At 67.8% G+C, this 23,071-nt stretch carries 23 protein-coding genes and 1 pseudogene; 18 read left to right on the top strand and 6 right to left on the bottom strand.

Annotated elements, in window-relative coordinates; all coding sequences use genetic code 11:
- Positions 1-16 precede the first annotated feature (16 nt).
- The 12 genes from Pmi06nite_RS20350 (at position 17) to Pmi06nite_RS20295 (ending at position 14,633) form a co-directional block, all read left to right on the top strand.
- Positions 17-1,336, top strand: a complete 1,320-nt coding sequence (locus Pmi06nite_RS20350) for an NADH-quinone oxidoreductase subunit D (RefSeq protein WP_203954642.1) — start codon at positions 17-19, stop codon at positions 1,334-1,336.
- Positions 1,333-2,013 carry an NADH-quinone oxidoreductase subunit NuoE gene (gene nuoE, locus Pmi06nite_RS20345; RefSeq protein WP_203954641.1) on the top strand — a complete coding sequence of 227 codons (681 nt, stop codon included), beginning with the start codon at positions 1,333-1,335 and terminating at the stop codon, positions 2,011-2,013. The genes Pmi06nite_RS20350 and nuoE overlap by 4 nt, the downstream gene beginning before the upstream one ends.
- Entirely contained in the window at positions 2,010-3,296 is a 1,287-nt protein-coding gene (nuoF, locus tag Pmi06nite_RS20340) for an NADH-quinone oxidoreductase subunit NuoF (protein ID WP_203954640.1), read from the top strand. The genes nuoE and nuoF overlap by 4 nt, the downstream gene beginning before the upstream one ends.
- Entirely contained in the window at positions 3,293-5,713 is a 2,421-nt protein-coding gene (locus tag Pmi06nite_RS20335) for an NADH-quinone oxidoreductase subunit G (RefSeq protein WP_203954639.1), read from the top strand. Before nuoF ends, Pmi06nite_RS20335 begins: the two co-directional genes overlap by 4 nt.
- Positions 5,710-7,068, top strand: coding sequence for an NADH-quinone oxidoreductase subunit NuoH (nuoH, locus tag Pmi06nite_RS20330; RefSeq protein ID WP_203954638.1), 1,359 nt, complete (start codon positions 5,710-5,712; stop codon positions 7,066-7,068). The genes Pmi06nite_RS20335 and nuoH overlap by 4 nt, the downstream gene beginning before the upstream one ends.
- Positions 7,055-7,570: an NADH-quinone oxidoreductase subunit NuoI gene (gene nuoI, locus Pmi06nite_RS20325; protein ID WP_203954637.1), complete on the top strand. Its 516-nt coding sequence runs from the start codon at positions 7,055-7,057 to the stop codon at positions 7,568-7,570. Before nuoH ends, nuoI begins: the two co-directional genes overlap by 14 nt.
- The gene (locus Pmi06nite_RS20320; RefSeq protein WP_203954636.1) at positions 7,563-8,369 is read left to right on the top strand and encodes an NADH-quinone oxidoreductase subunit J; all 807 of its coding nucleotides are present in this window, start codon (positions 7,563-7,565) and stop codon (positions 8,367-8,369) included. The genes nuoI and Pmi06nite_RS20320 overlap by 8 nt, the downstream gene beginning before the upstream one ends.
- Entirely contained in the window at positions 8,366-8,662 is a 297-nt protein-coding gene (gene nuoK, locus Pmi06nite_RS20315; protein WP_203954635.1) for an NADH-quinone oxidoreductase subunit NuoK, read from the top strand. The genes Pmi06nite_RS20320 and nuoK overlap by 4 nt, the downstream gene beginning before the upstream one ends.
- A 66-nt stretch (positions 8,663-8,728) precedes the next feature.
- Positions 8,729-10,570: an NADH-quinone oxidoreductase subunit L gene (nuoL, locus tag Pmi06nite_RS20310; RefSeq protein WP_203954779.1), complete on the top strand. Its 1,842-nt coding sequence runs from the start codon at positions 8,729-8,731 to the stop codon at positions 10,568-10,570.
- Positions 10,570-12,075, top strand: a complete 1,506-nt coding sequence (locus Pmi06nite_RS20305) for an NADH-quinone oxidoreductase subunit M (RefSeq protein ID WP_203954634.1) — start codon at positions 10,570-10,572, stop codon at positions 12,073-12,075. Before nuoL ends, Pmi06nite_RS20305 begins: the two co-directional genes overlap by 1 nt.
- Positions 12,072-13,625, top strand: coding sequence for an NADH-quinone oxidoreductase subunit NuoN (nuoN, locus tag Pmi06nite_RS20300; protein WP_203954633.1), 1,554 nt, complete (start codon positions 12,072-12,074; stop codon positions 13,623-13,625). The genes Pmi06nite_RS20305 and nuoN overlap by 4 nt, the downstream gene beginning before the upstream one ends.
- Positions 13,626-13,637: 12 nt before the next feature.
- Positions 13,638-14,633, top strand: coding sequence for a polyprenyl synthetase family protein (locus Pmi06nite_RS20295; RefSeq protein WP_203954632.1), 996 nt, complete (start codon positions 13,638-13,640; stop codon positions 14,631-14,633).
- 23 nt (positions 14,634-14,656) lie between these two features.
- Here the strand turns inward: Pmi06nite_RS20295 and Pmi06nite_RS20290 are convergent, their stop codons facing one another.
- Positions 14,657-15,493, bottom strand: a complete 837-nt coding sequence (locus Pmi06nite_RS20290) for an LLM class flavin-dependent oxidoreductase (RefSeq protein WP_203954631.1) — start codon at positions 15,491-15,493, stop codon at positions 14,657-14,659.
- 81 nt (positions 15,494-15,574) lie between these two features.
- Entirely contained in the window at positions 15,575-16,486 is a 912-nt protein-coding gene (gene rarD, locus Pmi06nite_RS20285) for an EamA family transporter RarD (protein WP_203954630.1), read from the bottom strand.
- Positions 16,487-16,618: 132 nt separating this feature from the next.
- Between rarD and msrA the strand changes: the two genes are divergently transcribed.
- Positions 16,619-17,281, top strand: a complete 663-nt coding sequence (msrA, locus tag Pmi06nite_RS20280) for a peptide-methionine (S)-S-oxide reductase MsrA (protein ID WP_203954629.1) — start codon at positions 16,619-16,621, stop codon at positions 17,279-17,281.
- 82 nt (positions 17,282-17,363) lie between these two features.
- Here the strand turns inward: msrA and Pmi06nite_RS20275 are convergent, their stop codons facing one another.
- A complete protein-coding gene (locus tag Pmi06nite_RS20275) occupies positions 17,364-17,798 on the bottom strand; it encodes a type II toxin-antitoxin system VapC family toxin (protein WP_203954628.1) in 435 nt (144 codons plus the stop codon).
- Positions 17,795-17,971 carry a hypothetical protein gene (locus Pmi06nite_RS20270; protein ID WP_203954627.1) on the bottom strand — a complete coding sequence of 59 codons (177 nt, stop codon included), beginning with the start codon at positions 17,969-17,971 and terminating at the stop codon, positions 17,795-17,797. Before Pmi06nite_RS20270 ends, Pmi06nite_RS20275 begins: the two co-directional genes overlap by 4 nt.
- A gap of 85 nt (positions 17,972-18,056) precedes the next feature.
- Between Pmi06nite_RS20270 and Pmi06nite_RS20265 the strand changes: the two are divergent.
- Positions 18,057-18,155, top strand: a pseudogene (locus Pmi06nite_RS20265) (peptide-methionine (S)-S-oxide reductase MsrA); the annotation flags it as partial.
- A 140-nt stretch (positions 18,156-18,295) separates the two neighbouring features.
- Here Pmi06nite_RS20265 and Pmi06nite_RS20260 read toward each other — a convergent pair.
- Complete coding sequence (locus Pmi06nite_RS20260; protein WP_203954626.1) at positions 18,296-19,030, bottom strand: dienelactone hydrolase family protein; 735 nt, start codon at positions 19,028-19,030, stop codon at positions 18,296-18,298.
- Positions 19,031-19,107: 77 nt separating this feature from the next.
- Between Pmi06nite_RS20260 and Pmi06nite_RS20255 the strand changes: the two genes are divergently transcribed.
- The 3 genes from Pmi06nite_RS20255 to Pmi06nite_RS20245 all read left to right on the top strand — a co-directional run bounded on the left by Pmi06nite_RS20255 (position 19,108) and on the right by Pmi06nite_RS20245 (position 21,308).
- On the top strand, positions 19,108-19,917 hold the full coding sequence (locus Pmi06nite_RS20255) for a helix-turn-helix transcriptional regulator (protein WP_203954625.1): 810 nt from the start codon (positions 19,108-19,110) through the stop codon (positions 19,915-19,917).
- 771 nt (positions 19,918-20,688) lie between these two features.
- Complete coding sequence (locus Pmi06nite_RS20250) at positions 20,689-20,895, top strand: hypothetical protein (protein WP_203954624.1); 207 nt, start codon at positions 20,689-20,691, stop codon at positions 20,893-20,895.
- Entirely contained in the window at positions 20,892-21,308 is a 417-nt protein-coding gene (locus Pmi06nite_RS20245) for a type II toxin-antitoxin system VapC family toxin (RefSeq protein WP_203954623.1), read from the top strand. The genes Pmi06nite_RS20250 and Pmi06nite_RS20245 overlap by 4 nt, the downstream gene beginning before the upstream one ends.
- 225 nt (positions 21,309-21,533) lie before the next feature.
- Here Pmi06nite_RS20245 and Pmi06nite_RS20240 read toward each other — a convergent pair whose 3' ends face one another.
- Positions 21,534-21,932, bottom strand: a complete 399-nt coding sequence (locus Pmi06nite_RS20240) for a VOC family protein (RefSeq protein ID WP_203954622.1) — start codon at positions 21,930-21,932, stop codon at positions 21,534-21,536.
- A 93-nt stretch (positions 21,933-22,025) separates the two neighbouring features.
- Between Pmi06nite_RS20240 and Pmi06nite_RS20235 the strand changes: the two genes are divergently transcribed.
- The gene (locus Pmi06nite_RS20235) at positions 22,026-23,027 is read left to right on the top strand and encodes a helix-turn-helix transcriptional regulator (protein WP_203954621.1); all 1,002 of its coding nucleotides are present in this window, start codon (positions 22,026-22,028) and stop codon (positions 23,025-23,027) included.
- The last annotated feature ends 44 nt before the right edge of the window (positions 23,028-23,071 follow it).

Genomic DNA, 23,071 nt, shown 5'->3' with positions numbered 1-23,071 from the left:
CAGCGAGGAGAGCGTCGTGACGAGCACCACTGAGACCGAAGGCCGGATCTACGACGTCGCCGGTCAGGACTGGGACGAGCTGGTCGAGACCGTCACGGACTCGGCCGAGGAGCGCCTGGTCATCAACATGGGGCCGCAGCACCCCTCGACCCACGGCGTGCTCCGCCTCGTGCTCACGCTCGACGGCGAGACGGTGACCGAGGCCCGTACGGTGATCGGTTACCTGCACACCGGCATCGAGAAGAACATGGAGTTCCGCACGTGGACCCAGGGGGTCACGTTCGTCACTCGCATGGACTACCTGTCGCCGATCTTCAACGAGACGGCGTACTGCATGGGTGTGGAGAAGCTCCTCGGGATCACCGACAGGATCCCGGACCGGGCGCAGGCCATCCGGGTCATGATGATGGAGCTCAACCGGATCTCCTCGCACCTCGTGGCCATCGCCACGTTCGGCCTGGAGCTGGGCGCGACCACGCCGATGCTCTTCGGCTTCCGCGAGCGTGAGATGGTCCTCGACCTGTTCGAGTACATCACCGGCCTCCGCATGAACATGGCCTACGTACGGCCGGGCGGCGTGAGCGTCGACCTGCCCGCGGGCGCGGTGGACAAGATCGGCGAGTTCCTCAAGGTGATGCCGTCGCGGATCAAGGAGATGCGCAAGCTCCTCGACGCCAACCCGGTCTACACCCGCAGGACCAAGGACGTGGCCTACCTCGACCTGACCGGCTGCATGGCGCTCGGGATCACCGGGCCCATGCTGCGGGCGGCGGGCCTGCCCTGGGACCTGCGCAAGTCCCAGCCGTACTCGGGCTACGAGACCTACGAGTTCGACGTGCCGACGGAGAACAGCTGCGACGTGTACGGCCGCTATCTCGTCCGTGTGGCCGAGATGGAGGAGTCCCTGAAGATCATCGAGCAGGCGCTCGACCGGCTGCAGGGCCCGCTGAAGAACGGCCCGGTGATGATCGAGGACAAGAAGATCGGCTGGCCCGCGCAGCTCGCGCTCGGCCCGGACGGCTTCGGCAACTCGCCCGACCACATCGCGCACATCATGGGCAGCTCGATGGAGGCCCTGATCCACCACTTCAAGCTGGTGACCGAAGGTTTCCGGGTCCCGGCCGGGCAGGTGTACGCATCGGTCGAGTCGCCCCGGGGCGAGCTCGGCGCGCATGTGGTGAGCGACGGCGGCACGCGCCCCTTCCGGGTGCACTTCCGCGACCCGTCATTCACGAACCTGCAGGCGGTGCCCGCGACCTGCGAGGGCGGCATGATCGCCGACGTCATCTCGGCTGTCGCCTCGATCGACCCAGTCATGGGAGGTGTGGACCGGTGACTTACGCACCTGAGGTCCGCGAGCGTCTGGAGACGGACGCCAAGGAGATCATCGGCCGCTACCCCAAGCCGCGGTCGGCGCTGCTGCCGCTGCTGCACCTGGTCCAGAGCGAGGACGGCTACGTCTCCGACGACGGTCAGGAGTTCTGCGCGGAGATGCTGGGCCTGTCCAAGGCCGAGGTCGTCGGCGTGGCGACCTTCTACACGATGTACAAGCGCAAGCCGTCCGGCGAGTACAACGTCGGCGTCTGCATCAACGCCCTGTGCGCCGTCATGGGCGGGGACCAGATCTGGTCCGAGCTCAGCGAGCACGCCGGCGTCGGCCACGACGAGACCACCGAGGACGGCAAGATCACGCTGGAGCGGCTGGAGTGCAACGCCGCCTGCGACTTCGCGCCCGTGATGATGGTCAACTGGGAGTTCTTCGACAACCAGACGCCGGACTCGGCCAAGCAACTCGTCGACGACCTGCGAGCGGGCAAGGAGGTCGTCCCCACCCGAGGGCCGGGACGGCTGTGCTCGTTCAAGGAGGCGTCGCGGGTCCTCGCGGGGTTCCCCGACGGTCTGGCCGGTGACGGTCCGGCGGCGTCGGGCCCCTCGCTGGAGGGCCTGAAGATAGCCAAGGCCAACGGCTGGGAGGCGCCCGCCGGCGACGAGGGTTCGGTGAACGACCGATGACACAGCTGACGCCGGTTCTGACGAAGAACTGGGACCTGCCGAACGCCTTCACGGTGGACGGCTACGGCGAGTACGCGGCGGCCAAGAAGGCGCTGAGCACCGACCCGGACGCCATCATCCAGATGGTCAAGGACTCCGGGCTCCGCGGCCGAGGTGGAGCGGGCTTCCCGACCGGCATGAAGTGGGGATTCATCCCGCAGAACGACGGCAAGCCGCACTACCTCGTGGTGAACGCGGACGAGTCGGAGCCCGGGACCTGCAAGGACATCCCGCTGATGATGGCCAACCCGCACTCGCTGGTCGAGGGCGTCATCATCACCGCCTACGCCATCAGGGCCAACTACGCGTTCATCTACGTCCGCGGCGAGGTCCTCCACGTGATCCGCCGCGTCCAGGCCGCGGTCCGCGAGGCGTACGAGAAGGGCTATCTCGGCAGCGACATCTTCGGCTCGGGATACGACCTCGAAGTGGTGGTCCACAGCGGCGCGGGCGCGTACATCTGCGGCGAGGAGACGGCGCTGCTCGACTCGCTGGAGGGATACCGCGGCCAGCCGAGGCTCAAGCCGCCGTTCCCCGCGGTCGCCGGCCTGTACGCCTCCCCGACCGTGGTCAACAACGTCGAGTCGATCGCCAGCGTCCCGAGCATCGTGACCAACGGCGCCGACTGGTTCGCCGGGATGGGCACGGAGAAGTCCAAGGGCTTCGGCATCTTCTCGCTGTCCGGCCACGTGACCAGGCCCGGCCAGTACGAGGCGCCGCTCGGCATCACCCTGCGCGAACTGCTCGACCTCGCCGGAGGCATCCGCGAGGGCCACGAGCTGAAGTTCTGGACGCCGGGCGGGTCCTCGACGCCGATCTTCACGGCGGAGCACCTCGACGTGCCCCTGGACTTCGAGTCGGTCGGGGCGAAGGGCTCGATGCTCGGCACCCGGGCGTTGCAGATCTTCGACGACACCACGTGCGTGGTCAGGGCCGTGCTGCGCTGGACCGAGTTCTACGCGCACGAGTCGTGCGGCAAGTGCACTCCGTGCCGTGAGGGCACCTTCTGGCTCAAGCAGGTGCTCAAGCGGCTGGAGAAGGGGCAGGGCACCGAGGACGACCTGACCACGATCACCGACATCGCCGACAACATCCTGGGACGCTCGTTCTGCGCCCTGGGCGACGGCGCGACGAGCCCGATCCACTCGTCGGTGAAGCACTTCCGCGAGGAATACCTCAAGCACTTCGAGATCGGCGGCTGCCCGTTCGATCCCGCCGCGTCAACTGTGTGGGGTAAGGCATGACAGTACAGACAACCTCGGCGGGGGCGGTCGAGCAGCCGGTCGATCTGGTGACGCTCACCATCGACGGTTTCCAGATCAGCGTCCCGAAGGGGACCCTGATCATCCGGGCGGCCGAACTGCTGGGCATCCAGATCCCGCGGTTCTGCGACCACCCGCTGCTCGAGCCGGCGGCCAACTGCCGCCAGTGCCTGGTGGACATCCCCGACGCGGGCAACGGCCGCGGCTTCCCCAAGCCCCAGCCGTCCTGTGCCATCGAGGTCGCCCAGGGCATGGTCATCCAGACCCAGCTCACCTCTCCGGTCGCGGAGAAGGCGCAGCGGGGCGTGATGGAGATGCTGCTGCTCAACCACCCGCTCGACTGCCCGGTCTGCGACAAGGGCGGCGAGTGCCCCCTGCAGAACCAGGCGATGTCGAGCGGTCAGGGCGAGAGCCGCTTCGTCGAGGAGAAGCGCACCTTCGAAAAGCCGATCGCGCTGTCGACCGAGGTCCTGCTCGACCGTGAGCGCTGCATCCAGTGCGCACGGTGCATCCGGTTCTCCGACCAGATCGCCGGCGACCCGCTGATCGACTTCTTCGACCGCGGGGCCAAGGAGCAGGTGGGCGTTGCCAACGGCGAGCCGTTCGAGTCCTACTTCTCCGGCAACACCGTGCAGATCTGCCCGGTCGGCGCGCTGACCGGCGCCGCCTACCGGTTCCAGTCCCGGCCGTTCGACCTGGTGTCGACGCCGAGCGCCTGCGAGCACTGCGCCTCCGGTTGCGCCCAGCGCACCGACCACCGGCGCGGCAAGGTCACCCGCCGCCTGGCCGGGGACGACCCGCAGGTGAACGAGGAGTGGAACTGCGACAAGGGTCGCTGGGCCTTCCAGTACGCCACCCAGCCCGACCGGCTCAGGACGCCGCTGATCCGCGACGAGTCCGGCAAGCTGGTCCCGGCCTCCTGGCCGGAGGCGCTGAGCGTCGCGGCGGACGGCCTGGCCAGGGCCCGCGGCAAGGCCGGTGTGCTGGTGGGCGGCCGCCTGACGGTCGAGGACGCCTACGCCTACAGCAAGTTCGCCAGGGTCGCCCTGGACACCAACGACATCGACTTCCGGGCTCGCCCGCACTCCGAGGAGGAGGCGAGGTTCCTGGCCCACGCCATCGCGGGCAAGGGCATCGAGGTCTCCTACGCCGACCTGGAGAAGGCCCCGGCCGTGCTCCTCGCGGGGTTCGAGCCCGAGGAGGAGTCGCCCATCGTCTTCCTGCGCCTGCGCAAGGCAGCGCGCAAGAGCGGCCTCAAGGTCCACGCGCTCGCGCCGTTCGCGTCGCCGGGGCTGGCCAAGATGAAGGGGACGCTCATCCGCACGGCTCCCGGCGCCGAGGCCGAGGCGCTCGGCGACCTGGTCTCCTCCGAAGGTGAGCTGCTGCCCGCCGGTTCGATCATCCTCGCCGGTGAGCGGCTGGCCACCTCCCGAGGCGCCTTCTCCGCTCTCGTACGGCTGTCGCAGGCGACCGGCGCGAGGATCGCGTGGGTGCCGAGGCGGGCGGGCGAGCGCGGCGCCCTCGAGGCGGGCGCGCTGCCGGGCCTGCTGCCGATCGGCCGCCCGGTCGACGACGAGACCGCCCGCGGCGAGGTCGCCAGGGCGTGGGACGTCGCGGCCCTGCCAGGCACCCCCGGCAGGGACACCGCCGGGATCGTCGAGGCTGCGCTGAACAACGAGATCGACGCACTGGTGGTCGCGGGCGTCGACCCGTACGACCTGCCCGATCCCGCCAAGGCGCTGGCCGCGCTGGAGAACACGCCGTTCATCGTCAGCCTGGAGATCCGGGCCAGCGCCGTCACCGACAGGGCCGACGTGGTCCTGCCGGTCGCCGCCGTGGCCGAGAAGGCCGGGACGTTCGTCGACTGGGAGGGCAGGGGCCGCTCGTTCGGTGTGGCCACGCCCGTCACCGGCGTCATGAGCGACCTGCGGGCCATCGTCTCGATCGCCGACCAGATGGACGTCCACCTGGGCCTGCCGGACGCCGAGGCCGCCCGGCGCGAGCTCGCCGCGCTCGGCTCGTGGCGGGGCTCCCGCCCGGCCGCCCCGAGCGTGACCGGCGGCCCGGTCGGGCGCACGGCCGCTGAGCCCGAGACCGGCCAGGCCGTACTGGCCACCTGGCACCTGCTGCTCGACGAGGGCCGGCTCCAGGACGGCGAGCCGTACCTGGCCGGGACCGCGCGAACGGCGGAGGCGCTGATCTCCGAGTCCACGGCCGCGGAGATCGGGGCGGTCGACGGCGGAAAGATCGTCATCGGTGACGGGGCGATCCTGCCGGTGCGCATCGCGGACCTGCCCGATCGCGTCGTGTGGGTGCCGTCGAACTCGGCCGGCCTGTCCGTGACACGCGACCTGCGTGCCGTGGCGGGCGACGTCGTAACCATCGGGAGCGTCTCGTGAACAACCCCGCGCCCAACTTGAGCGACTTCGGCCACGATCCACTGTGGCTGTCGATCATCAAGGCCCTCTTCATCTTCGTGTTCCTGATGGTGGGCGTGCTGCTCGGCGTGTGGACCGAGCGCAAGCTCATCTCGCGCATGCAGCACCGCTACGGCCCCAACAGGGCGGGCAAGTTCGGCCTGCTCCAGTCGGTGGCCGACGGCCTGAAGATGGGCCTGAAGGAAGACCTCATGCCACGCACCGTGGACAAGGTCATCTACTTCCTGGCCCCGGTCATCATCGCCGTCCCGGCGTTCCTGGCCTTCTCGGTCGTGCCGTTCGGGCCGATGGTCTCGATCTTCGGCGTCCGGACCCCGCTGCAGCTCACCGACCTGCCGGTCGCGGTGCTCCTGGTGCTGGCCACGGCCTCGATCGGCGTCTACGGCATCGTCCTCGCCGGATGGGGGTCGCGCTCGCCGTACGCCATCCTGGGCGGTCTGCGCTCCAGCGCCCAGGTGGTCTCCTACGAGATCGCGATGGGCCTGTCGTTCGTCGCGGTGTTCCTGCAGGCGGGCACGCTGTCCACCTCGGAGATCGTCGCGAAGCAGGCGGGCGGCGGGACCTGGGACATCCTCGGGATGCACATCCCGACGCCGTCCTGGTACGTCTTCTCGCTGCTCCCGTCGTTCCTGATCTACGCGATCACGATGCTGGGCGAGACCAACCGCGTGCCGTTCGACCTCCCCGAGGGTGAGGGCGAACTGGTCGGCGGCTTCCACACCGAGTACTCCTCGTCGCTGAAGTTCGCGATGTTCATGCTCGCCGAGTACGTGAACGTGTTCACGGTCTCCGCGATTGCGATCACGCTGTTCCTCGGCGGCTGGCACGCGCCGTGGCCCATCTCGATCTGGGACGGGGCCAACACCGGCTGGTGGCCGATGCTCTGGTTCTTCGGCAAGCTCGTGCTGGCCTTCTGCTTCTTCGTCTGGGTGCGCGCCTCACTGCCCCGCGTCCGGTACGACCAGCTGATGGCCTTCGGCTGGAAGGTGCTCATCCCGCTCAACCTCGCCTGGATCCTGCTCGCCGCCACCTTCAGGGCGCTGCGTCTTCCCGAGGTCGACCGCGGAGGCATCCTGGCTCTGGGCGCGGTGATCGTCATCGGGGCGTTCGCCATATGGCTACGCTTCGACACGACGAACCAGCGGCGCAGAGAGAGCAAGGCCGCTGAGGTCGAGGAGGAGTTCGAGCAGCTTCGCGAGGAGCCGACGGCCGGAGGATTCCCCGTGCCGCCACTCGACCTGCCGCACTACCACGGAGTCGTGCCGGCGGCGCGCCTTCACCACGAGGCCAAGGAGGTGACCAGTGGGAGCAACTGATTGGCTGAACCCGATCAAGGGATTCGGCGTCACCTTCCACCACATGTTCAAGAAGCCGGTGACCGTCAACTATCCGGAGGAGAAGCGGCCCACCGCGCCGCGTTTCCACGGGCGGCACCAGCTGAACCGGTGGCCGGACGGTCTGGAGAAGTGCGTCGGCTGCGAGTTGTGCGCGTGGGCCTGTCCCGCGGACGCCATCTTCGTCGAGGGCGCGGACAACACCGACGCTGAGCGGTTCTCGCCCGGCGAGCGGTACGGCCGCACCTACCAGATCAACTATCTGCGATGCATCTTGTGCGGCCTCTGCATCGAGGCGTGCCCCACCCGGGCGCTCACGATGACCAACGAGTACGAACTCGCCGACTCGAGCCGCGAATCGCTGATCTTCACCAAGGAGATGCTCCTCGCTCCGCTGGGGCCGGGAATGGAGCAGCCGCCCCACCCGATGCGCCTCGGTGAGACCGAGGAGGACTACTACCGGTTGGGTCGTAGCAATGGGTGAATCCATCACGTTCTGGGTGCTGGCGGTCGTCTCGGTGATCGCCGCGCTCGGGCTCGTCTTCAGCCGAAGGGCCGTCTACTCGGCTCTGATGCTCGGCGTCGTCATGTTCTCGCTCGCGGTGCTGTACGCCGTGCAGGACGCTCCGTTCCTGGCCGCGGTGCAGATCATCGTCTACACCGGCGCCGTCATGATGTTGTTCCTGTTCGTGCTCATGCTCGTGGGTGTGGACTCGTCGGACTCGCTGGTCGAGACGATCAGGGGGCAGCGGTTCTGGGCCGTCCTGGCCGGGCTGGCCTTCGCCGCCCTGCTCGGGCTCGGCATCGGGAACGCGGTCCTGTCGCCTCCCAAGGGCCTGGCCGCCGCCAACCGGGCGGGCAACGTGCCGTCCCTGGCCGAGCTGATCTTCACGCGGCACGTGTTCGCGTTCGAGGTGACCTCGGCGCTGCTGATCACCGCCGCGCTCGGCGCGATGGTGCTGGCGCACCGGGAGCGCGCGGAGCCCAAGCAGACGCAGAAGGACCTCTCGCGGGCCCGCTTCGTCCGCTTCGGCCAGCTGGGCAGGAACCCCGGCCCGCTGCCCGGGCCCGGCACCTACGCCCGGCACAACGCCATCGACATGCCGGCGCTGCTGCCTGACGGCTCGGTGTCGCCGCTGTCGGTCAACCGCGTCGTCGCCCGGTACGAGGCCGCGGAGGGCACGCTGCCTCCCGAGGTCGAGCGGATCCTCCAGGAGGAGGCCCTGAGCGAGCGGGCCAACGGGCACGTGGCCCGGCCGCTCGGCGAGGAGGACGGCAAGTGACAACCCATTACCTGGTGCTCTCCGCGCTGCTGTTCGCGATCGGCGGCGTCGGCGTGCTCGTACGGCGCAACGCCATCGTCGTGTTCATGTGCGTCGAGCTCATGCTCAACGCCTGCAACCTGGCGTTCGTCACCTTCGCCCGGCAGAACGGCAACCTCGACGGCCAGATCATCGCGTTCTTCGTGATGATCGTCGCCGCCGCGGAGGTCGTGATCGGCCTGGCCATCATTGTGACGATCTTCCGAACCCGCAGGTCCGCGTCCGTCGACGACGCCAGCCTGCTGAAGTACTAAGAGGTGGCCGTGGAACCCGCTGAGATCATCCAGCACTCCGGTGGAGTGATCGGGGCCTCCTGGCTGATGATCGCTCTGCCCCTGTTGGGAGCGGCCGTTCTCCTGCTGGGCGGGCGGAGGACCGACAAGTTCGGTCATCTGCTCGGCGTAGCCATGGCCGTCGCGTCGTTCGTCGTGGCGGCACTGGCCTTCATCCAGCTGCTGGGCTTCGCGCCCGGCGAGCGCCGCAGGGGAGTCGAGCTCTACGACCTCATCCCCGGCATCGCCAAGGTGGGACTGCTGGTCGACCCTCTGTCGATCTCGTTCTGCCTGCTGATCACGTTCGTCGGATCGTTGATCCACATCTACTCGATCGGCTACATGGCCCACGATCCGGCGCGGCGGAGGTTCTTCGCCTACCTGAACCTGTTCGTGGCGGCGATGCTCGTGCTCGTGCTGGCCGACAACTACCTCGGCCTGTACGTCGGGTGGGAGGGCGTGGGCCTCGCGTCGTACCTGCTCATCGGGTTCTGGCAGCACAAGCCCACGGCGGCGACGGCGGCCAAGAAGGCCTTCATCGTCAACCGCGTCGGCGACTTCGGCCTGTCGATCGGCATCTTCACGATCTTCGCGACCTTCCACTCCCTGTCGTACCAGGGAGTGGCCGAGGGAATGGCGAAGGGCGGGTCGATCCCGGCCACGGCCATCGGACTCCTGCTCCTGCTCGGCGCCTGCGGCAAGTCGGCCCAGCTCCCGCTGCAGTCCTGGCTTCTGGACGCGATGGAGGGCCCGACCCCGGTCTCGGCCCTCATCCACGCGGCCACGATGGTCACCGCCGGCGTCTACCTGGTGGTCCGGTCCGGCCCGATCTTCCAGGCCACCGACACCGCGCAACTCGTCGTCACGATCGTCGGCGTGGCCACGCTCCTCGCCGGTGCGATCATCGGTACCGCCAAGGACGACATCAAGAAGGCCCTCGCCGGCTCGACGATGTCGCAGATCGGCTACATGATGCTCGCCGCGGGCATCGGCCCGGCGGGCTACGCCTTCGCGATCGCCCACCTGATCACGCACGGCTTCTTCAAGGCCGACATGTTCCTCGGCGCCGGATCGGTCATGCACGGCATGAACGACGAGGTGAACATGAGGAAGTACGGCGGCCTGAGAAAGGTCATGCCGATCACCTTCGTGACGTTCCTCATCGGCTACCTGGCGATCATCGGGTTCCCGCTGCTGTCCGGCTACTTCACCAAGGACGGCATCATCGAGACCGCGATGGAGCACAACGCGATCTTGGGCTGGCTCGCCGTCCTGGGTGCGGGCATCACCGGCTTCTACATGTCGCGCCTGGTCTTCATGACCTTCTTCGGCAAGAAGCGCTGGGAGGCCGACGCCCACCCGCACGAGTCGCCGGCCGTCATGACGTGGCCGCTGATCATCCTGTCGATCGGCGCGGTCGTCCTGGGCGCGTTCCTGATCCTGGGCAACCGGTTCATGCTCTTCCTGTCGCCCGCGGTCGGGCGGCCGGAGGAACTGCCCTCGTTCCACCCGTTCAGCACGACCGGGCTGGCCACGCTCGCGCTGGTCGCCGTCGGCGTGGTGTTCGCCTGGTACAGGTACGGCTCCGCCGAGGTGCCCGGAGTGGCCCCTCGCGGCTCGTTCCTCACCGCGTTCGCCCGTCGTGACCTGTACGGCGACGCGCTCAACGAGGCGCTGCTCATGCGGCCGGGTCAGTGGCTCACCCGCCTGGCGGTCTACTTCGACAACCGTGGGGTCGACGGTCTGGTCAACAGCCTGGCCGCCCTCATCGGCGGCTCGTCCGGCCGGTTGCGCAGGATCCAGACCGGTTACGTCCGGTCGTACGCGTTGTCGATATTCGTTGGTGCCGCCGTCCTGGTCGGCGCCTGGTTCGTCGTAGGGAACCTGTGATGCCCTGGCTCTCAATCCTGATGGGCGTGTCCGTGCTGGGCGCGCTGGGCGTGACTCTTGTCCGCAACGACAAGCTCGCCAAGCAGTTCACGCTCGGGGTGTCGCTCATCGTGCTGGCTCTCGCCATCGCGATGGCCGTCCAGTTCAGCCCGAACGGCGACAAGTTCCAGTTCACCGAGAAGTACGACTGGATCCCCGCTCTCGGGGTGCACTACGCGGTGGGGGTCGACGGCATCGCCCTGGTGCTGATCCTGCTCTCGGTCGTGCTGGTGCCGATCGTGGTGCTGGCCTCCTGGCATGACGCCGAGGCCGGCAAGCGGTCGGTCCGGACGTACTTCTCGTTGATGCTCGTGCTCGAGGCCATGATGATCGGCGTCTTCGCGTCGACCGACGTCTTCCTCTTCTACGTCTTCTTCGAAGCCATGCTGATCCCGATGTACTTCATGATCGGGTCGTACGGCGGCGCCCAGCGGTCCTACGCGGCCGTGAAGTTCCTGCTGTACTCGCTGTTCGGCGGGCTCCTGATGCTGGTCGCGGTGATCGCGCTCTACACGATCGCCGGGAAGGGCACGTTCATGTTCCCCGACCTCGTCGGGACCATCCAGGACGTGAACACGCAGAAGTGGCTGTTCCTCGGGTTCTTCATCGCCTTCGCGATCAAGGCGCCGCTCTGGCCGTTCCACACCTGGCTGCCCGACGCGGCGGCCCAGGCGCCGGCCGGCGCCGCGGTGCTGCTGGTCGGCGTGCTGGACAAGGTCGGCACGTACGGCATGTTGCGCTTCTGCCTGGAGCTGTTCCCGGACGCGTCGAAGTTCTTCACGCCGATGGTGATCACACTGTCGGTGATCGGCATCGTCTACGGCGCGATCGTGGCGATCGGCCAGACCGACATGAAGCGGCTCATCGCCTACACGTCGGTCTCGCACTTCGGCTTCATCGCGCTGGGCGTGTTCGCCATGACGACGAACGCGGGCGCGGGGGCGACCCTCTACATGGTCAACCACGGCTTCTCGACCGGCGCGCTCTTCCTGATCGCCGGCTTCCTGATCCAGCGCCGGGGCTCCCAGTTCATCGCCGACTACGGAGGCGTGCAGAAGGTCGCGCCGGTGCTCGCGGGGACGTTCCTCGTGGCGGGGCTGTCCAGCCTGTCGCTGCCCGGCCTCAGCACCTTCGTGAGCGAGTTCATGGTGCTGGTCGGCACGTACGAGAAGTACCTCGTGCCCGCCGCCATCGCGACGACCGGCGTCATCCTGGCCGCGATCTACATCCTGTGGATGTACCAGCGGACGATGAACGGCCCGACCGCCGAGTCCGTCAAGCATCTGCCTGACCTCAACGCGCGCGAGAAGTGGGTCGTCGCGCCTCTCATCGCGTTGCTCCTGGTGTTCGGGTTCTATCCCAAGCCCCTGCTCGACGTGATCCATCCTGCGGTCAAGAACACCCTGTCGAGTGTTCCGGCGACCGATCCGGCTCCTGCCGTACAAGTTGCCAAGGAGGCTCAGTGAACGGCACCATCCAAGCGCCGACTCTTGAGTACGCCCAGCTCGCACCGATGCTGGTCGTCTTCGGCGCGGCGATCGTGGGCGTGCTCGTGGAGGCGTTCGCTCCGCGTTACCTGCGCTCGGCGATCCACGTGCCGATCACCCTGCTGTCGCTGGCCGGCGCGTTCGCGCTGACCATCTGGCAGGTGGTCAAGGGCGTCCCGACCAAGCCCGCGGCCATGGGCGCGGTCGCCGTGGACGGGCCGTCGTTGTTCATCTGGGGCACCATCTTGGTGCTCGCCTTCGTGAGCGTTCTGCTGATCAACGACGAGGACCACTTCGTCGCCGCGGCCGCGGCTGTGCCGGGATCGGCGGAGGAGGAGCAGGCCCTGCACGAGGGGGCCGGGCACACCGAGGTCTACCCGCTGGTGCTCTTCGCGGTCGGCGGGATGTTGCTCTTCCCCGCGTCCAACGACCTGCTGGTCATGTTCGTGGCCCTGGAGGTCATGTCCCTGCCGCTGTACCTGCTGTGCGGGCTGGCGCGCCGTCGCCGGCTGCTCTCGCAGGAGGCCGCGGTCAAGTACTTCCTGCTCGGCGCGTTCTCGTCCGCCTTCTTCCTGTACGGCACGGCCCTGCTGTACGGCTACGCCGGGTCGATCGACCTCGCGAAGATCAGCTCGGCTCTGGGCGTGGTCGGCGGGCAGGAGACGCTGCTCTACATCGGCGTCGCCATGCTGGGCGTCGGCCTGCTCTTCAAGATCGGGGCTGCGCCGTTCCAGGCCTGGAAGCCGGACGTCTACCAGGGCGCGCCGACTCCCATCACGGCGCTGATGGCGTCGGGCACCCTGGTCGCCGCGTTCGGCGCGCTGCTGCGGGTGTTCTGGGTCGCCCTGGGCGGCCTCGACTGGAACTGGAGCCCGGTCCTGTGGGCTGTGGCGATTCTCACAATGGTCGTGGGCGCCATCCTCGCGATCACGCAGACCGACATCAAGCGGATGCTGGCCTACTCGTCGATCGCTCACGGTGGATTCCTGCTGGTCGGCGTCGTCGCGACCGGTGCGGCGGCCGGGCAGAACTCCAAGGCCCTGTCGGCGATCCTCTTCTACCTCGTGGCGTACGGTTTCACGACCGTCGGCGCCTTCGCGGTGGTCACGATGGTCCGTGACGCCGGTGGCGAGGCCTGGCACCTGTCCCGCTGGGCGGGGCTCGGCAAGCGGTCGCCGTTGCTCGCAGGCATCTTCGCCTTCTTCCTGCTCGCCTTCGCCGGGATTCCGCTGACCAGCGGTTTCTTCGGGAAGTACGCCGTCTTCCAGGCGGCCGTGGCGGGAGGCGCGACACCCCTGGTGATCGTCGGCGTGGTGGCGTCCGCGGTGGCGGCGTTCTTCTACGTCCGTGTCATCGTGCTGATGTTCTTCAGCGACCCGGCCGCTGACGGCCCGTCGGTCGTGCTGCCGTCGCGGGGGACCGCGGCTGTGGTCGGCGTGGCGGTATTGGCTACCGTATTCCTGGGGGTCTTCCCGCAGCCTGTGCTCCACTTGGCGCAGAACGCTGCTCAGTCGTTGTTCATCCGTTAGGAGCCTTGTTCTATGGCCGCGCCGCCCGTTGTGGACATCCCTCAGATCGACGAGCAGCTGGCCGTGGACCTTGCTAACGGGCTGGCGGCGGTGGAGAAGATGCTCCGGTCGTCCGTTGAGAGCGAGGACGCCTTCGTCACGGAGGCGTCCAAGCATCTCCTCGAGGCGGGCGGCAAGCGTTTCCGCGCCACGTTGATGCTTCTGGCCGCGCAGTTCGGCAATCCTGACGCCCCCGGTGTGGTCGCGGGGGCCGTCGTGATCGAGCTGACGCACTTGGCGACTCTTTACCACGATGACGTGATGGACGAGGCGCCCGTACGGCGCGGCACACCCTCGGCCAACGCCCGGTGGGACAACACCATCGCGATCTTGACTGGTGACTATCTCTTCGCCCAGGCGTCGGAGATCCTCGCCGACCTGGGGACCGAGCTCATCCGGATCCAGGCCCGCACCTTCTCGCGGCTGGTCCGCGGGCAGATCAGGGAGACCATGGGCCCCGCGGAAGGGGCCGACGCCGTCGCGCACTACATCCAGGTGCTGACCGACAAGACGGGGTCGCTGATCGCGACCTCCGGCCAGTTCGGCGCCCTGTTGTCCGGCGCGCCGCCGGAGGTGGTCGAGCGGGTGACCGACGCCTGTGAGGCCATCGGTGTGGCCTGGCAACTCGGGGACGACCTCATCGACGTCGCTGCGCCGACCTCCGACTCGGGGAAGACCCCGGGCACCGACCTGCGCGAGGGCGTCCACACGCTCCCCGTCCTCTACGCGCTGGCGTCCGAGGACCCGGCGGACACCCGGTTGCGCACGCTGCTGTCCGGTCCGGTGCGGGAAGAGGACGTCGAGGAGACGCTGACGCTGCTCCGCGCCAACCCCGCCATGGAGCAGGCCCGCAAGGAGCTCATCAGGTGGACCGATCGGGCCAAGGCCGCCCTGGCCGGCTTGCCTGACATCCCGGCGCGGGCGGCCCTTCTGGCCCTGTGCGACTACGTGGTCGAGCGTTCCGGCTGATCTGATCGCCTCGGATCAGGTCGTCAGCGGCCGGCGAGGATCTCGACTACCGGGGCGAACGCCTCGGCGAACACGCCGTTGACGGTGATGTAGGAGATCCCCAGCTCGTCCCGGCGGCGCAGGAGCGTGTCGGCCATCTCGCGGGGCGACCCGTCGAGCACGGACAGGGATCCGGGCCCCGCGCCGTGGAGCAGCCGTTCCAGCCACGGCGGCGGATCGGAGCCGATCAGGTGGAGGTTGCTGCTCAGCTCGATCTGGCCGAATCTGGCGCCCGCCTTCTCCTCGAGGACGGCAAGCGGCCGGTGGAGAGAGTGGGGCGTGCTCGCCGGATGGACGGCGAAGGTGACGATGTCGGCCTGCTCGGCGGCGACGGTGAGCATGCGTTCCCCGGACGCCGCGAGCAGGATCGGCGGCCCCTCCTTCTGCGTGGCCCCGGTGAACCGCCCGGAGCCGCCGAACACCGTGCGGACCTCGGCGATCAGCTCCTCCACCTGGGAGATGCGTTCGCCTGCCGTGCCGTACGGCATGCCGAGGAACTCGGCCTCAGGCCGGGCGTCGGCGCGTCCGGTGCCGATCCCGAGATCGAGCCTGCCCCCGGAGAGGAAGTCGAGCCCGGCCAGTTCCAACGCCAGTTGCCGCGGGCGGCGGTAGGGCACGCTCAGCACGAACGTGCTCAGCCGCAGCGTCGTGGTCGCGGTCGCCGCCGCGGTGAGGGCGAGGAGAGGCGGCAGGGTGCCGAGCGTGTCGGGCACGAGGAGGGTTGAATACCCCCGGTCCTCGGCCTGGCGTGCGAGAGCCGTCCAACTCCCGGCGTCCGGCGCGAAGCCCGCCACGACGCCGAAACGGAAATGCTTGGTCATAGGGCCGATCCTCGCGGGACGCGGCTGTGGCGTCGTCGGTCCGGGGGAGACGGAATCCCTACTCCCCGGGGCGTACGCGCGTCAGACGGCTTCGAGTGCGGGAGCCGTACGCGCCTGCCTGCGGGTGGCACGGGCGGAGCGGAAGCCGTCCCAGGTGAAGACGGCGAGCGCGAGCCACACGACGGCGAATCCGATCCACCTGCTCGCGGGCATCGTCTCGTGGACGATCAGCACGCCGCAGAGGAACTGCAGGACGGGTGCGATGTACTGCAGGACGCCGATGACGGTGAGCGGGACGCGGATCGCCGAGGCGGTGAAGGCCAGCAGCGGGACCGCGGTGACGATGCCCGCGCCCACGAGGAGCGCCGAGTGCCCCAGGCCGTGGTGGCCGAACGTGGCGGTGCCGTTCACCTCGAGAACGGTGAGGTAGACGAGCGCGGGGACGAGTAGCACGAGCGTCTCGACGGTGAGGCTCTCGGCGCTGCCGACCTGTGCCGACTTCTTGACCATGCCGTACGTGCCGAAGCTCATCGCGAGGATGACGGCGATCCAGGGCAGGCGGCCGTAGTCGAAGGCGAGGATGAGCACGGACGCCGCCCCGAGCCCCACGGCGACCCACTGCCACGGACGCAGGCGCTCACGGAAGATGACGACCCCGAAGAGGACGCTGACGAGGGGGTTGATGAAGTAGCCGAGCGCGCCTTCCACCACGTGGCCGCTGTTGACGGCGTAGATGTAGGTGCCCCAGTTGATCGAGATCGTGACGGCGGCGACGGTGAGCAGGACGAACTGTCGGCGCGTCAGCGTGCGAAACCACGACCAGTGCCGCCGTACGGCCAGCACCGCGACCACCGCGACGAGGGACCAGACCATCCGGTGGGCGAGGATCTCCACGGCGCCGGACGGCTTGAGCAGCGGCCAGTAGAGTGGGAACAGGCCCCACATGACGTAGGCGGCGATCCCATACAAGATCCCTCGGCGCGTTTCAGGCATGTCCAAATTTTTGCTGATTCTAGGATTTAATACAAATAAGGATTGCTATGTCCGGATATTAAGGATCGCTTACGTCAGGAACAACCCAAGCCCCCGTCTGGTTGGGACAGTCAGAGCGGATGGAGGTTCGACATGGGCTGGCTCTTCGGCCGGAACAAGACATCGATGGTGGACCCCTCGGAGGCGCTGCCGGGCCGTTCCGCGGCGATGGCGGTGGCCGGTCGTCACGTGGTGCTGGACACGCCGCTGGCGGCGCCGTACCCGGACGGCACGGAGATCGCGGAGTTCGGACTGGGCTGCTTCTGGGGAGCGGAGCGTAAGTTCTGGCAGACGCCGGGCGTCGTCTCCACGTCCGTCGGATACGAGGGTGGATACACCACGAATCCGACCTACGAGGAGGTCTGTACCGGCATGACCGGGCACGCCGAGGTCGTCCGGGTGGTGTTCGATCCGAGCAAGGTGTCCTACGAGGAGCTTCTCAAGGTCTTCTGGGAGGAGCACGACCCGACCCAGGGGATGCGTCAGGGCAACGACGTCGGCACGCAGTATCGGTCGGCGATCTACACCCACGGTGCTCAGCAGGCGAAGGCGGCCCAGGCGTCCAAGGACGCGTACCAGGACGTCCTGACCAAGGCCGGCTACGGCCAGATCACCACCGAGATCACTCCTGCCGGCGAGTACTACTTCGCCGAGGACTACCACCAGCAGTACCTGTACAAGGTCCCCAACGGATACTGCGGGATCGGCGGGACGGGCGTCGCCTGCCCGGTCGGCCTGACCACCGGCGAGGCGTAGACCCTCTGATCCAGTACTGGTCCTTGATCGCCCGGCTTGCCGGTCTCCGATCGAGGGCCAGAGCCTTTTTGGGGACGACTGATCAGTCGCCAGGCAAGATCGTGAGTCGTTGCCCCTTGGGTAGGTGGCGAGGGGCAACGACCAGGTAGTCCCGCTGATCGAGAGTTGCGACTTCGCGAAGATCGAGGCGCTCGGCGAGGGCGATCACGCATGCGTCCACGGCTTGGAGCCGCAGAGACGCATATGCCGCGAGTAACTCGGAGATTCGACGGTAGTCGTGAGGTGTCACCTCAATAACCCGGAGCTCGTCGTCGGCGATCGCCGCGCAGAACTCGGCGGCAAGAGCAGAACTGCCACGCCGAACCGGGTCAGATAGCAGGTGGCATATTTCTGTCACGGCAAGCGAGGGGACAACGAGCCGGGTCCAGTTTCGCGCCAGGAACCGCACACAGCGCCCGTGATCTTTATCCGCCCTGTTGAATGCCGCAACGAGGGGTCCCGTGTCGCACAAGATCACGCCGTGACCGCTTCGCCGGGCTCCTCGTGGTGAGGATAGGTGAGGTAGTGGTCGTGGCGGGCACCGAGGTCCGGCGGCCCGTGGAGCGCGCCGACCAGTGCGGCGAGGTGCCGAGGAAGCTGCACCTCGTCAAGTGCCTCTGACTCGCTCGGGGCCTCGTCGTCGAATGCCATGCTCCAAGTGTAAGGGCCGGTCAGTCAGGAGGCCCGGCTCTTCAACCGCTCGGGTGAGCAGGAATTATGGCCTGGAGTGAACGGCTACCACCAGCAGTACCTGTACAAGGTCCCCAACGGATACTGCGGCATCGGCGGGACGGGCGTCGCCTGCCCGGTCGGCCTGACCACCGGCGAGGCGTAGACCCTCTGATCCAGTACTGGTCCTTGATCGCCCGGCTTGCCGGTCACTGATCGAGGACCAGCCTCCCGGCCCTTCGACTCCGGTTTGTGATCTATGGGCTCCCTTAACCGGGATGGGCGTAGCTCGTTCTGAGGGAAGTCTCAGGCGTCGGCGAGTAGGCCCAGGATCCGGGTCCAGGCGTCGTCTCGGGCCTTCTGGTTGAAGGCCGGCGTGCCGGGCCAGAAGAATGCGTGAGCGACGTCGGGGTAGGTGACCATTTCGTGCTCGACGTCGGCCTGCTCCAGTGCGGCGCGGATCTGGCCGCGCTGGCCCCTGTCGATCAGTGTGTCGTCCTTGCCGACCAGGTAGAGCAATCGGCCGCCGATCCCAGGGGTCAGGCCCAGCGTGGGCGTGGGTTGACTCATCGGGATATCGGTGGTGGGCAGCCAGCCGCCGTACAGCACGGCGGTGTGGCTGATCGGCAGCTGGCAGGCTGCGAGGTAGGCCAGGTGGCCGCCGGCGCTGAAGCCGATCATCGCGGTCTGCTGAATGTCTGGCTGCGCGCCCAGCCAGCTCAGGCAGGTGTCCACATCGGCCAGGGCCTCGTTGCGGCGCAACTGGTGCAGGAGGGCGAATCCCTCTCGGCGCCCGGCGTCGGTGCGTTCGAGCCAGCGCCCGGGTTCGGCGTGCCGGTGGTAGAACTCCGGCACGAGAGCCAGATATCCGGCCTGCGCCAAGGCATCGGCCACGCCTCGGATATCGGGGTTCACCGCGAATAGCTCGTGCGCCACGATCACCGCGACCGGGGCGGCGCGGCCGGCCGGGCGGGCCAGGTAGGCGGGCAAGGTGGTGCCGTCGGCCACGGGGATGGTGATGGTTTCCGGGGTGATCGTCATGGGTCCAGCTTGGGCGAGACTGAAACTGGTAACCAGAGCAGCTTGTTACTGGTATTGGCATGACTAGGCTGCGCTGTATGGCAGCAACCGGTGATCTGCAGGCCCTGGGGCAGTTGCTCCGGTCCCGGCGCGAGCGCCTGCGTCCCAGCGATGTCGGCCTGCCCGCCGGAAGCCGCCGGCGCACGGCGGGACTGCGCCGCGAGGAGGTCGCGCTGCTGGCCAACATGTCCGTTACGTACTACACGTTCCTCGAGCAGGGCCGACCCGTGCGGCCCTCGGGCCAGGTGCTGGACGCCCTGGCCGACGCACTGCGGATGTCCGGCGCAGAACGGCAGTACCTGCGGGTGCTCGCCCGTGGCGGCGAGGACGGGCCCGGCGCTGGTACCGCTGCGGCAGCGGCGGAGTGGATCGATCCCGAAGCGGTCGCCCTAGTGCAGCGGCTCGAGCCGTTCCCGACGATCGTCAAGGGACGCCGCTGGGATGTACTGGCCTCCAACCCCTCTGCGCGTGAGCTGTTCGCCGATTGGGACGCGCTGCCAGACGGCGAGCGCAACCTCGTCCGCTGGATGTTCACCGCGCCGCGCGCCCGAACGGTGTATCTCGAATGGGAACCGGAGGCCCGGGCCATGCTCGGCCGGTTCCGGCTCGCTGCGGCCGGGCACCCGGACGATCCCGGCTTCGAGGCCCTGATCGAGGGGTTGAAGGGGGACAGCGAGGAGGTCCGGCAGTGGTGGCCGCGGCATGACGTCATGGCGGTGGGCAGCGGATCGAAGAAGCTTCGCCATCCGAGGCTCGGTGCGCTCAACTACAGCCACGTCGTGCTGCAACTCGCAGACAACCCCGACCAGACCCTGGTCACCTACTCGGCGGCAGGCGCGGTCGGCTGAGGGGAACTGGCGTGGCACATGGCCGTCCCGGGCAGTGCTGCCCATTTGGCACGGCCCCGAACCATGAATCCCCAGCTCAGCCACTCCATCGGAACGAGCTACACCCAACCGGGATGTGACGGGGCGGTACATGGCAGGTTCGGGCCGCGTCCCGATGGGTCCGTACCACGGTGGATTCCACGGTCCCGTCCAATCGGCATGTGATCGACCCACCCACCTCCCAGGGCGGGATTGACCGGCAACGGCGGCAGTAGCCGTTGCCGCTCATCCTCGGACAAGTCCTGATGATTCCAGGCGATGATCAACCGGACTGATCTACACCAAATCATCATCAAAGATCCACAGGACGCGGGCCCGAACGACACCTACCCACCCCTGACTTTCGTCAGGACACCCTCAGACGTACTCGCGTCGCGTTCCGGCGAGGCGCCCCCACCCACTCATCCGGTCGCTCTTTCCTCAAGCTCCACGACATGGCTCGTGGTTGATCCGCCTTCACGAGGAACCGCCCAGTCGGGAGGCTGGATTATCCACAGGCTGTGTGGTCGTGGTGAGAAATTGTGCCTCGGCTGACAGGACTACCACCAGCAATATCTTTTAAGGTCCCCAACGGCTACTGCGGGATCGGCGGCACCAGCGTCAAGCTATGTGACCCTTCGGCATGACGCCCGGAAGGAGTGATCTTTCGCAGGAGCTGAGTGGCTCATTGCGCTGGAAGTCCCGGGTCGTGGGTTCTCCTGTCAGCAGTGGCCATCTGGCTAGACTCGATGCATGAGCGTGATGCGCGAGGAACTCCACCATCTGGTGGATCAGTTGCCCGACGAGAAGGTCGCTCCTCTCCTGCGCCTCGTTCGTGATCAGCTCAACGAGGAGCCGGCGATTCGCGATCTGCCCTTCATCGGCATGCTGGAAGCAGAACCCGATTTCGCGGAACGGTCAGAGGAGATCCTCCGCTCGGAGGACAATCACTCTTCGTGATCGTCATTGACTCGGGGCCATTGGTAGCAGCGATCAACGTCCGGGATGACCACCACGCCACCTGCGCGCACCTGCTTCGCTCCCATCCCGGCCCGCTGTTGGTTCCCGCGACGGTCGTCACCGAGGTTTGCCAACTGGTCGAGAAGCGACAAGGGAGCAAGGCGGAAGCCGCCTTCTTGAATTCGTTCGGGAACGGTTTGGTACTGGTCGACCTGACCGACGAGGATCTATCCCGCATGGGTGATCTCGTGGCTATGTACGCCAGCCTTCCGTTGGGTGCGGTCGATGCGTCTGTGATCTCCATTGCCGAGCGTCTAGGGCTGTCTGAGGTGGCAACCCTTGATCGCCGCCATTTCACCGTCGTTCGCCCCCGCCACCTCGACGGGCTCACCCTGCTTCCTGGACAGCTCTGAAAGATCGAGTCGTTCGATGGGGGCATTGCGTACTGGTGGGCACCGGCGTCTCCTGCCCCTGGACCTCATGACCGGCGTGATCAGTCGCCGGGCCGGATCGTGAGTCGTTGCCTCTTGGAAAGATGACGGGGCAACGATGAGGTAGTCGCATTCAACGGGAGCGCCCAGATCGCCGGGATCCCGGAGTCCCCACCCAGAGGTGCCGGCCGGGAGGTCGCCTTGTCGTCAGCGAGCGAACTTCTCGATGGCGGCTGGGCTGACAGGGGTGAAGAAGTTGATGAGGTTGCCGTCGGGGTCACGCAACAGGAGCGACCGGTTGCCCCAGGGCATCGTGGTGGGCTCGTTGACGAACTCCTCGACGAAGCCGACCAGGTTCTGATGCACGCTGTCCACGTCGTCGACGAGGAATTCGATGATCACGGTGCGGTTGTCGGTCGGCCGGGCGGCGCCAGGCGCGAACAGCGGGACGGTGCGGGTGCTGCCGATTGCGAGGGTGGCGGAGGTGGTCCTGAGCTCGGCGAAGTCCTCGGTGGACCAACTGGCCCGCACTCCCGTGGCTCGCTCGTAGAAGTCGACGAGGCGCGCGACGTCGCCCGTGATGATGCGGATCGATACGAAGTCCATGGTGATCTCCCTGGTCTATGGGCCGTTCTCCCGCGGCACACTAGGACGAATACCGGACAGAAACCGCCCAGTATTCTCACTAAGTTGTGTGACATGGCTCGACCTACTCAGCGCGTGCTCACGCTGTTGGAGCTCCTGCAGTCGGGCGGCATCCGGACGATGTCCGAACTCGCCGACCGGCTCCGCGTCGACGAGCGCACCGTGCGACGGTACGTGGACCACCTGATCGACCTCGATGTGCCTGTCGAGTCAGTACGCGGCCGCTACGGCGGGTACCGGCTCGCCCCCGGATACCGCATGCCTCCGCTTATGTTGAGCGATGACGAAGCGCTCGCCGTGCTGCTCGGCCTGGTCGCCGGTCGCCGGGCAGGGTTGATGACGACGACGGGCACGGCGAGTGAGACAGCGGCGGCCAAGATCCGGCGGGTACTGCCCGAGCGGCTCGCCCGCAGGCTCGCCACCGTGCTCGAATCCCTCGCCTTCACGGCTCCGCCCGGCGAGTTCGCCGCCCCGGAGGCCGCAGTCCTGCTCTCCATCGCCGATGCGGTGCGCCATCGCCGGCCGATCTCGATCAGGTACACCGCCGCCGACGGCCGGAGCAGCGAACGCACGCTGCATCCGTACGGACTCGTCGCCCATTCGGGCCGGTGGTACGTCACGGGTGCGGATGCCGAGATCGGCGAGGACCGGACATTCCGGCTGGATCGCATCGCAGACACGAGGACCCTGCCCGGCTCGTTCGAGCCGCCCGCCGGACTCGATCCGGCGCAGCGCGTCCTGTCAGGGCTCGCCAAGGCTGGGTACCGGCATGAAGTGGTCCTGCGGATCCAGGGGACGGTCGAGCAGATCCGCGCCCGGCTTCCGGCCAGCGTCGCGACTGTGGAGGAGTCCCCATCCGCGGGAGGCGCAGATCCGGAGACCGAGGGCTGGCTCCGCGTCGAGTTGCGCGCGGAGCGGCTCGACTGGTTGCCTCCGGTGCTCGCGTCGCTCGACCGGCCGTTCGTCATCGAGCGACCGGATGACCTCCGCAGCCTTGTCATCGCGCTCGCGGACCGGCTCGCGGCGTCCGCCCGCAGGGTCCCGCCCCACGCATGACCGCAGCCTCCCCTTGACGTTCGAGAAACGGGCGTCGCCTGCCC

The sequence above is a fragment of the Planotetraspora mira genome (assembly GCF_016863275.1).
GTDB classification, from domain to species: domain Bacteria; phylum Actinomycetota; class Actinomycetes; order Streptosporangiales; family Streptosporangiaceae; genus Planotetraspora; species Planotetraspora mira.
Note: the sequence above shows the minus strand (reverse complement) of the source record. Positions and strands in the feature narration are given on the sequence as shown.

What these genes read in the sequence shown, in the direction of transcription:
- nuoF (WP_203954640.1), top strand. Translation starts at nt 2,010, where the DNA reads ATGACACAGCTGACGCCGGTTCTGACGAAGAACTGGGACCTGCCGAAC.
- Pmi06nite_RS20335 (WP_203954639.1), top strand. Translation starts at nt 3,293, where the DNA reads ATGACAGTACAGACAACCTCGGCGGGGGCGGTCGAGCAGCCGGTCGAT.
- Pmi06nite_RS20320 (WP_203954636.1), top strand. Translation starts at nt 7,563, where the DNA reads ATGGGTGAATCCATCACGTTCTGGGTGCTGGCGGTCGTCTCGGTGATC.
- nuoL (WP_203954779.1), top strand. Translation starts at nt 8,729, where the DNA reads ATGATCGCTCTGCCCCTGTTGGGAGCGGCCGTTCTCCTGCTGGGCGGG.
- Pmi06nite_RS20305 (WP_203954634.1), top strand. Translation starts at nt 10,570, where the DNA reads ATGCCCTGGCTCTCAATCCTGATGGGCGTGTCCGTGCTGGGCGCGCTG.
- Pmi06nite_RS20295 (WP_203954632.1), top strand. Translation starts at nt 13,638, where the DNA reads ATGGCCGCGCCGCCCGTTGTGGACATCCCTCAGATCGACGAGCAGCTG.
- Pmi06nite_RS20290 (WP_203954631.1), bottom strand. Translation starts at nt 15,493, where the DNA reads ATGACCAAGCATTTCCGTTTCGGCGTCGTGGCGGGCTTCGCGCCGGAC.
- rarD (WP_203954630.1), bottom strand. Translation starts at nt 16,486, where the DNA reads ATGCCTGAAACGCGCCGAGGGATCTTGTATGGGATCGCCGCCTACGTC.
- msrA (WP_203954629.1), top strand. Translation starts at nt 16,619, where the DNA reads ATGGGCTGGCTCTTCGGCCGGAACAAGACATCGATGGTGGACCCCTCG.
- Pmi06nite_RS20270 (WP_203954627.1), bottom strand. Translation starts at nt 17,971, where the DNA reads ATGGCATTCGACGACGAGGCCCCGAGCGAGTCAGAGGCACTTGACGAG.
- Pmi06nite_RS20260 (WP_203954626.1), bottom strand. Translation starts at nt 19,030, where the DNA reads ATGACGATCACCCCGGAAACCATCACCATCCCCGTGGCCGACGGCACC.
- Pmi06nite_RS20255 (WP_203954625.1), top strand. Translation starts at nt 19,108, where the DNA reads ATGGCAGCAACCGGTGATCTGCAGGCCCTGGGGCAGTTGCTCCGGTCC.
- Pmi06nite_RS20250 (WP_203954624.1), top strand. Translation starts at nt 20,689, where the DNA reads ATGAGCGTGATGCGCGAGGAACTCCACCATCTGGTGGATCAGTTGCCC.
- Pmi06nite_RS20240 (WP_203954622.1), bottom strand. Translation starts at nt 21,932, where the DNA reads ATGGACTTCGTATCGATCCGCATCATCACGGGCGACGTCGCGCGCCTC.
- Pmi06nite_RS20235 (WP_203954621.1), top strand. Translation starts at nt 22,026, where the DNA reads ATGGCTCGACCTACTCAGCGCGTGCTCACGCTGTTGGAGCTCCTGCAG.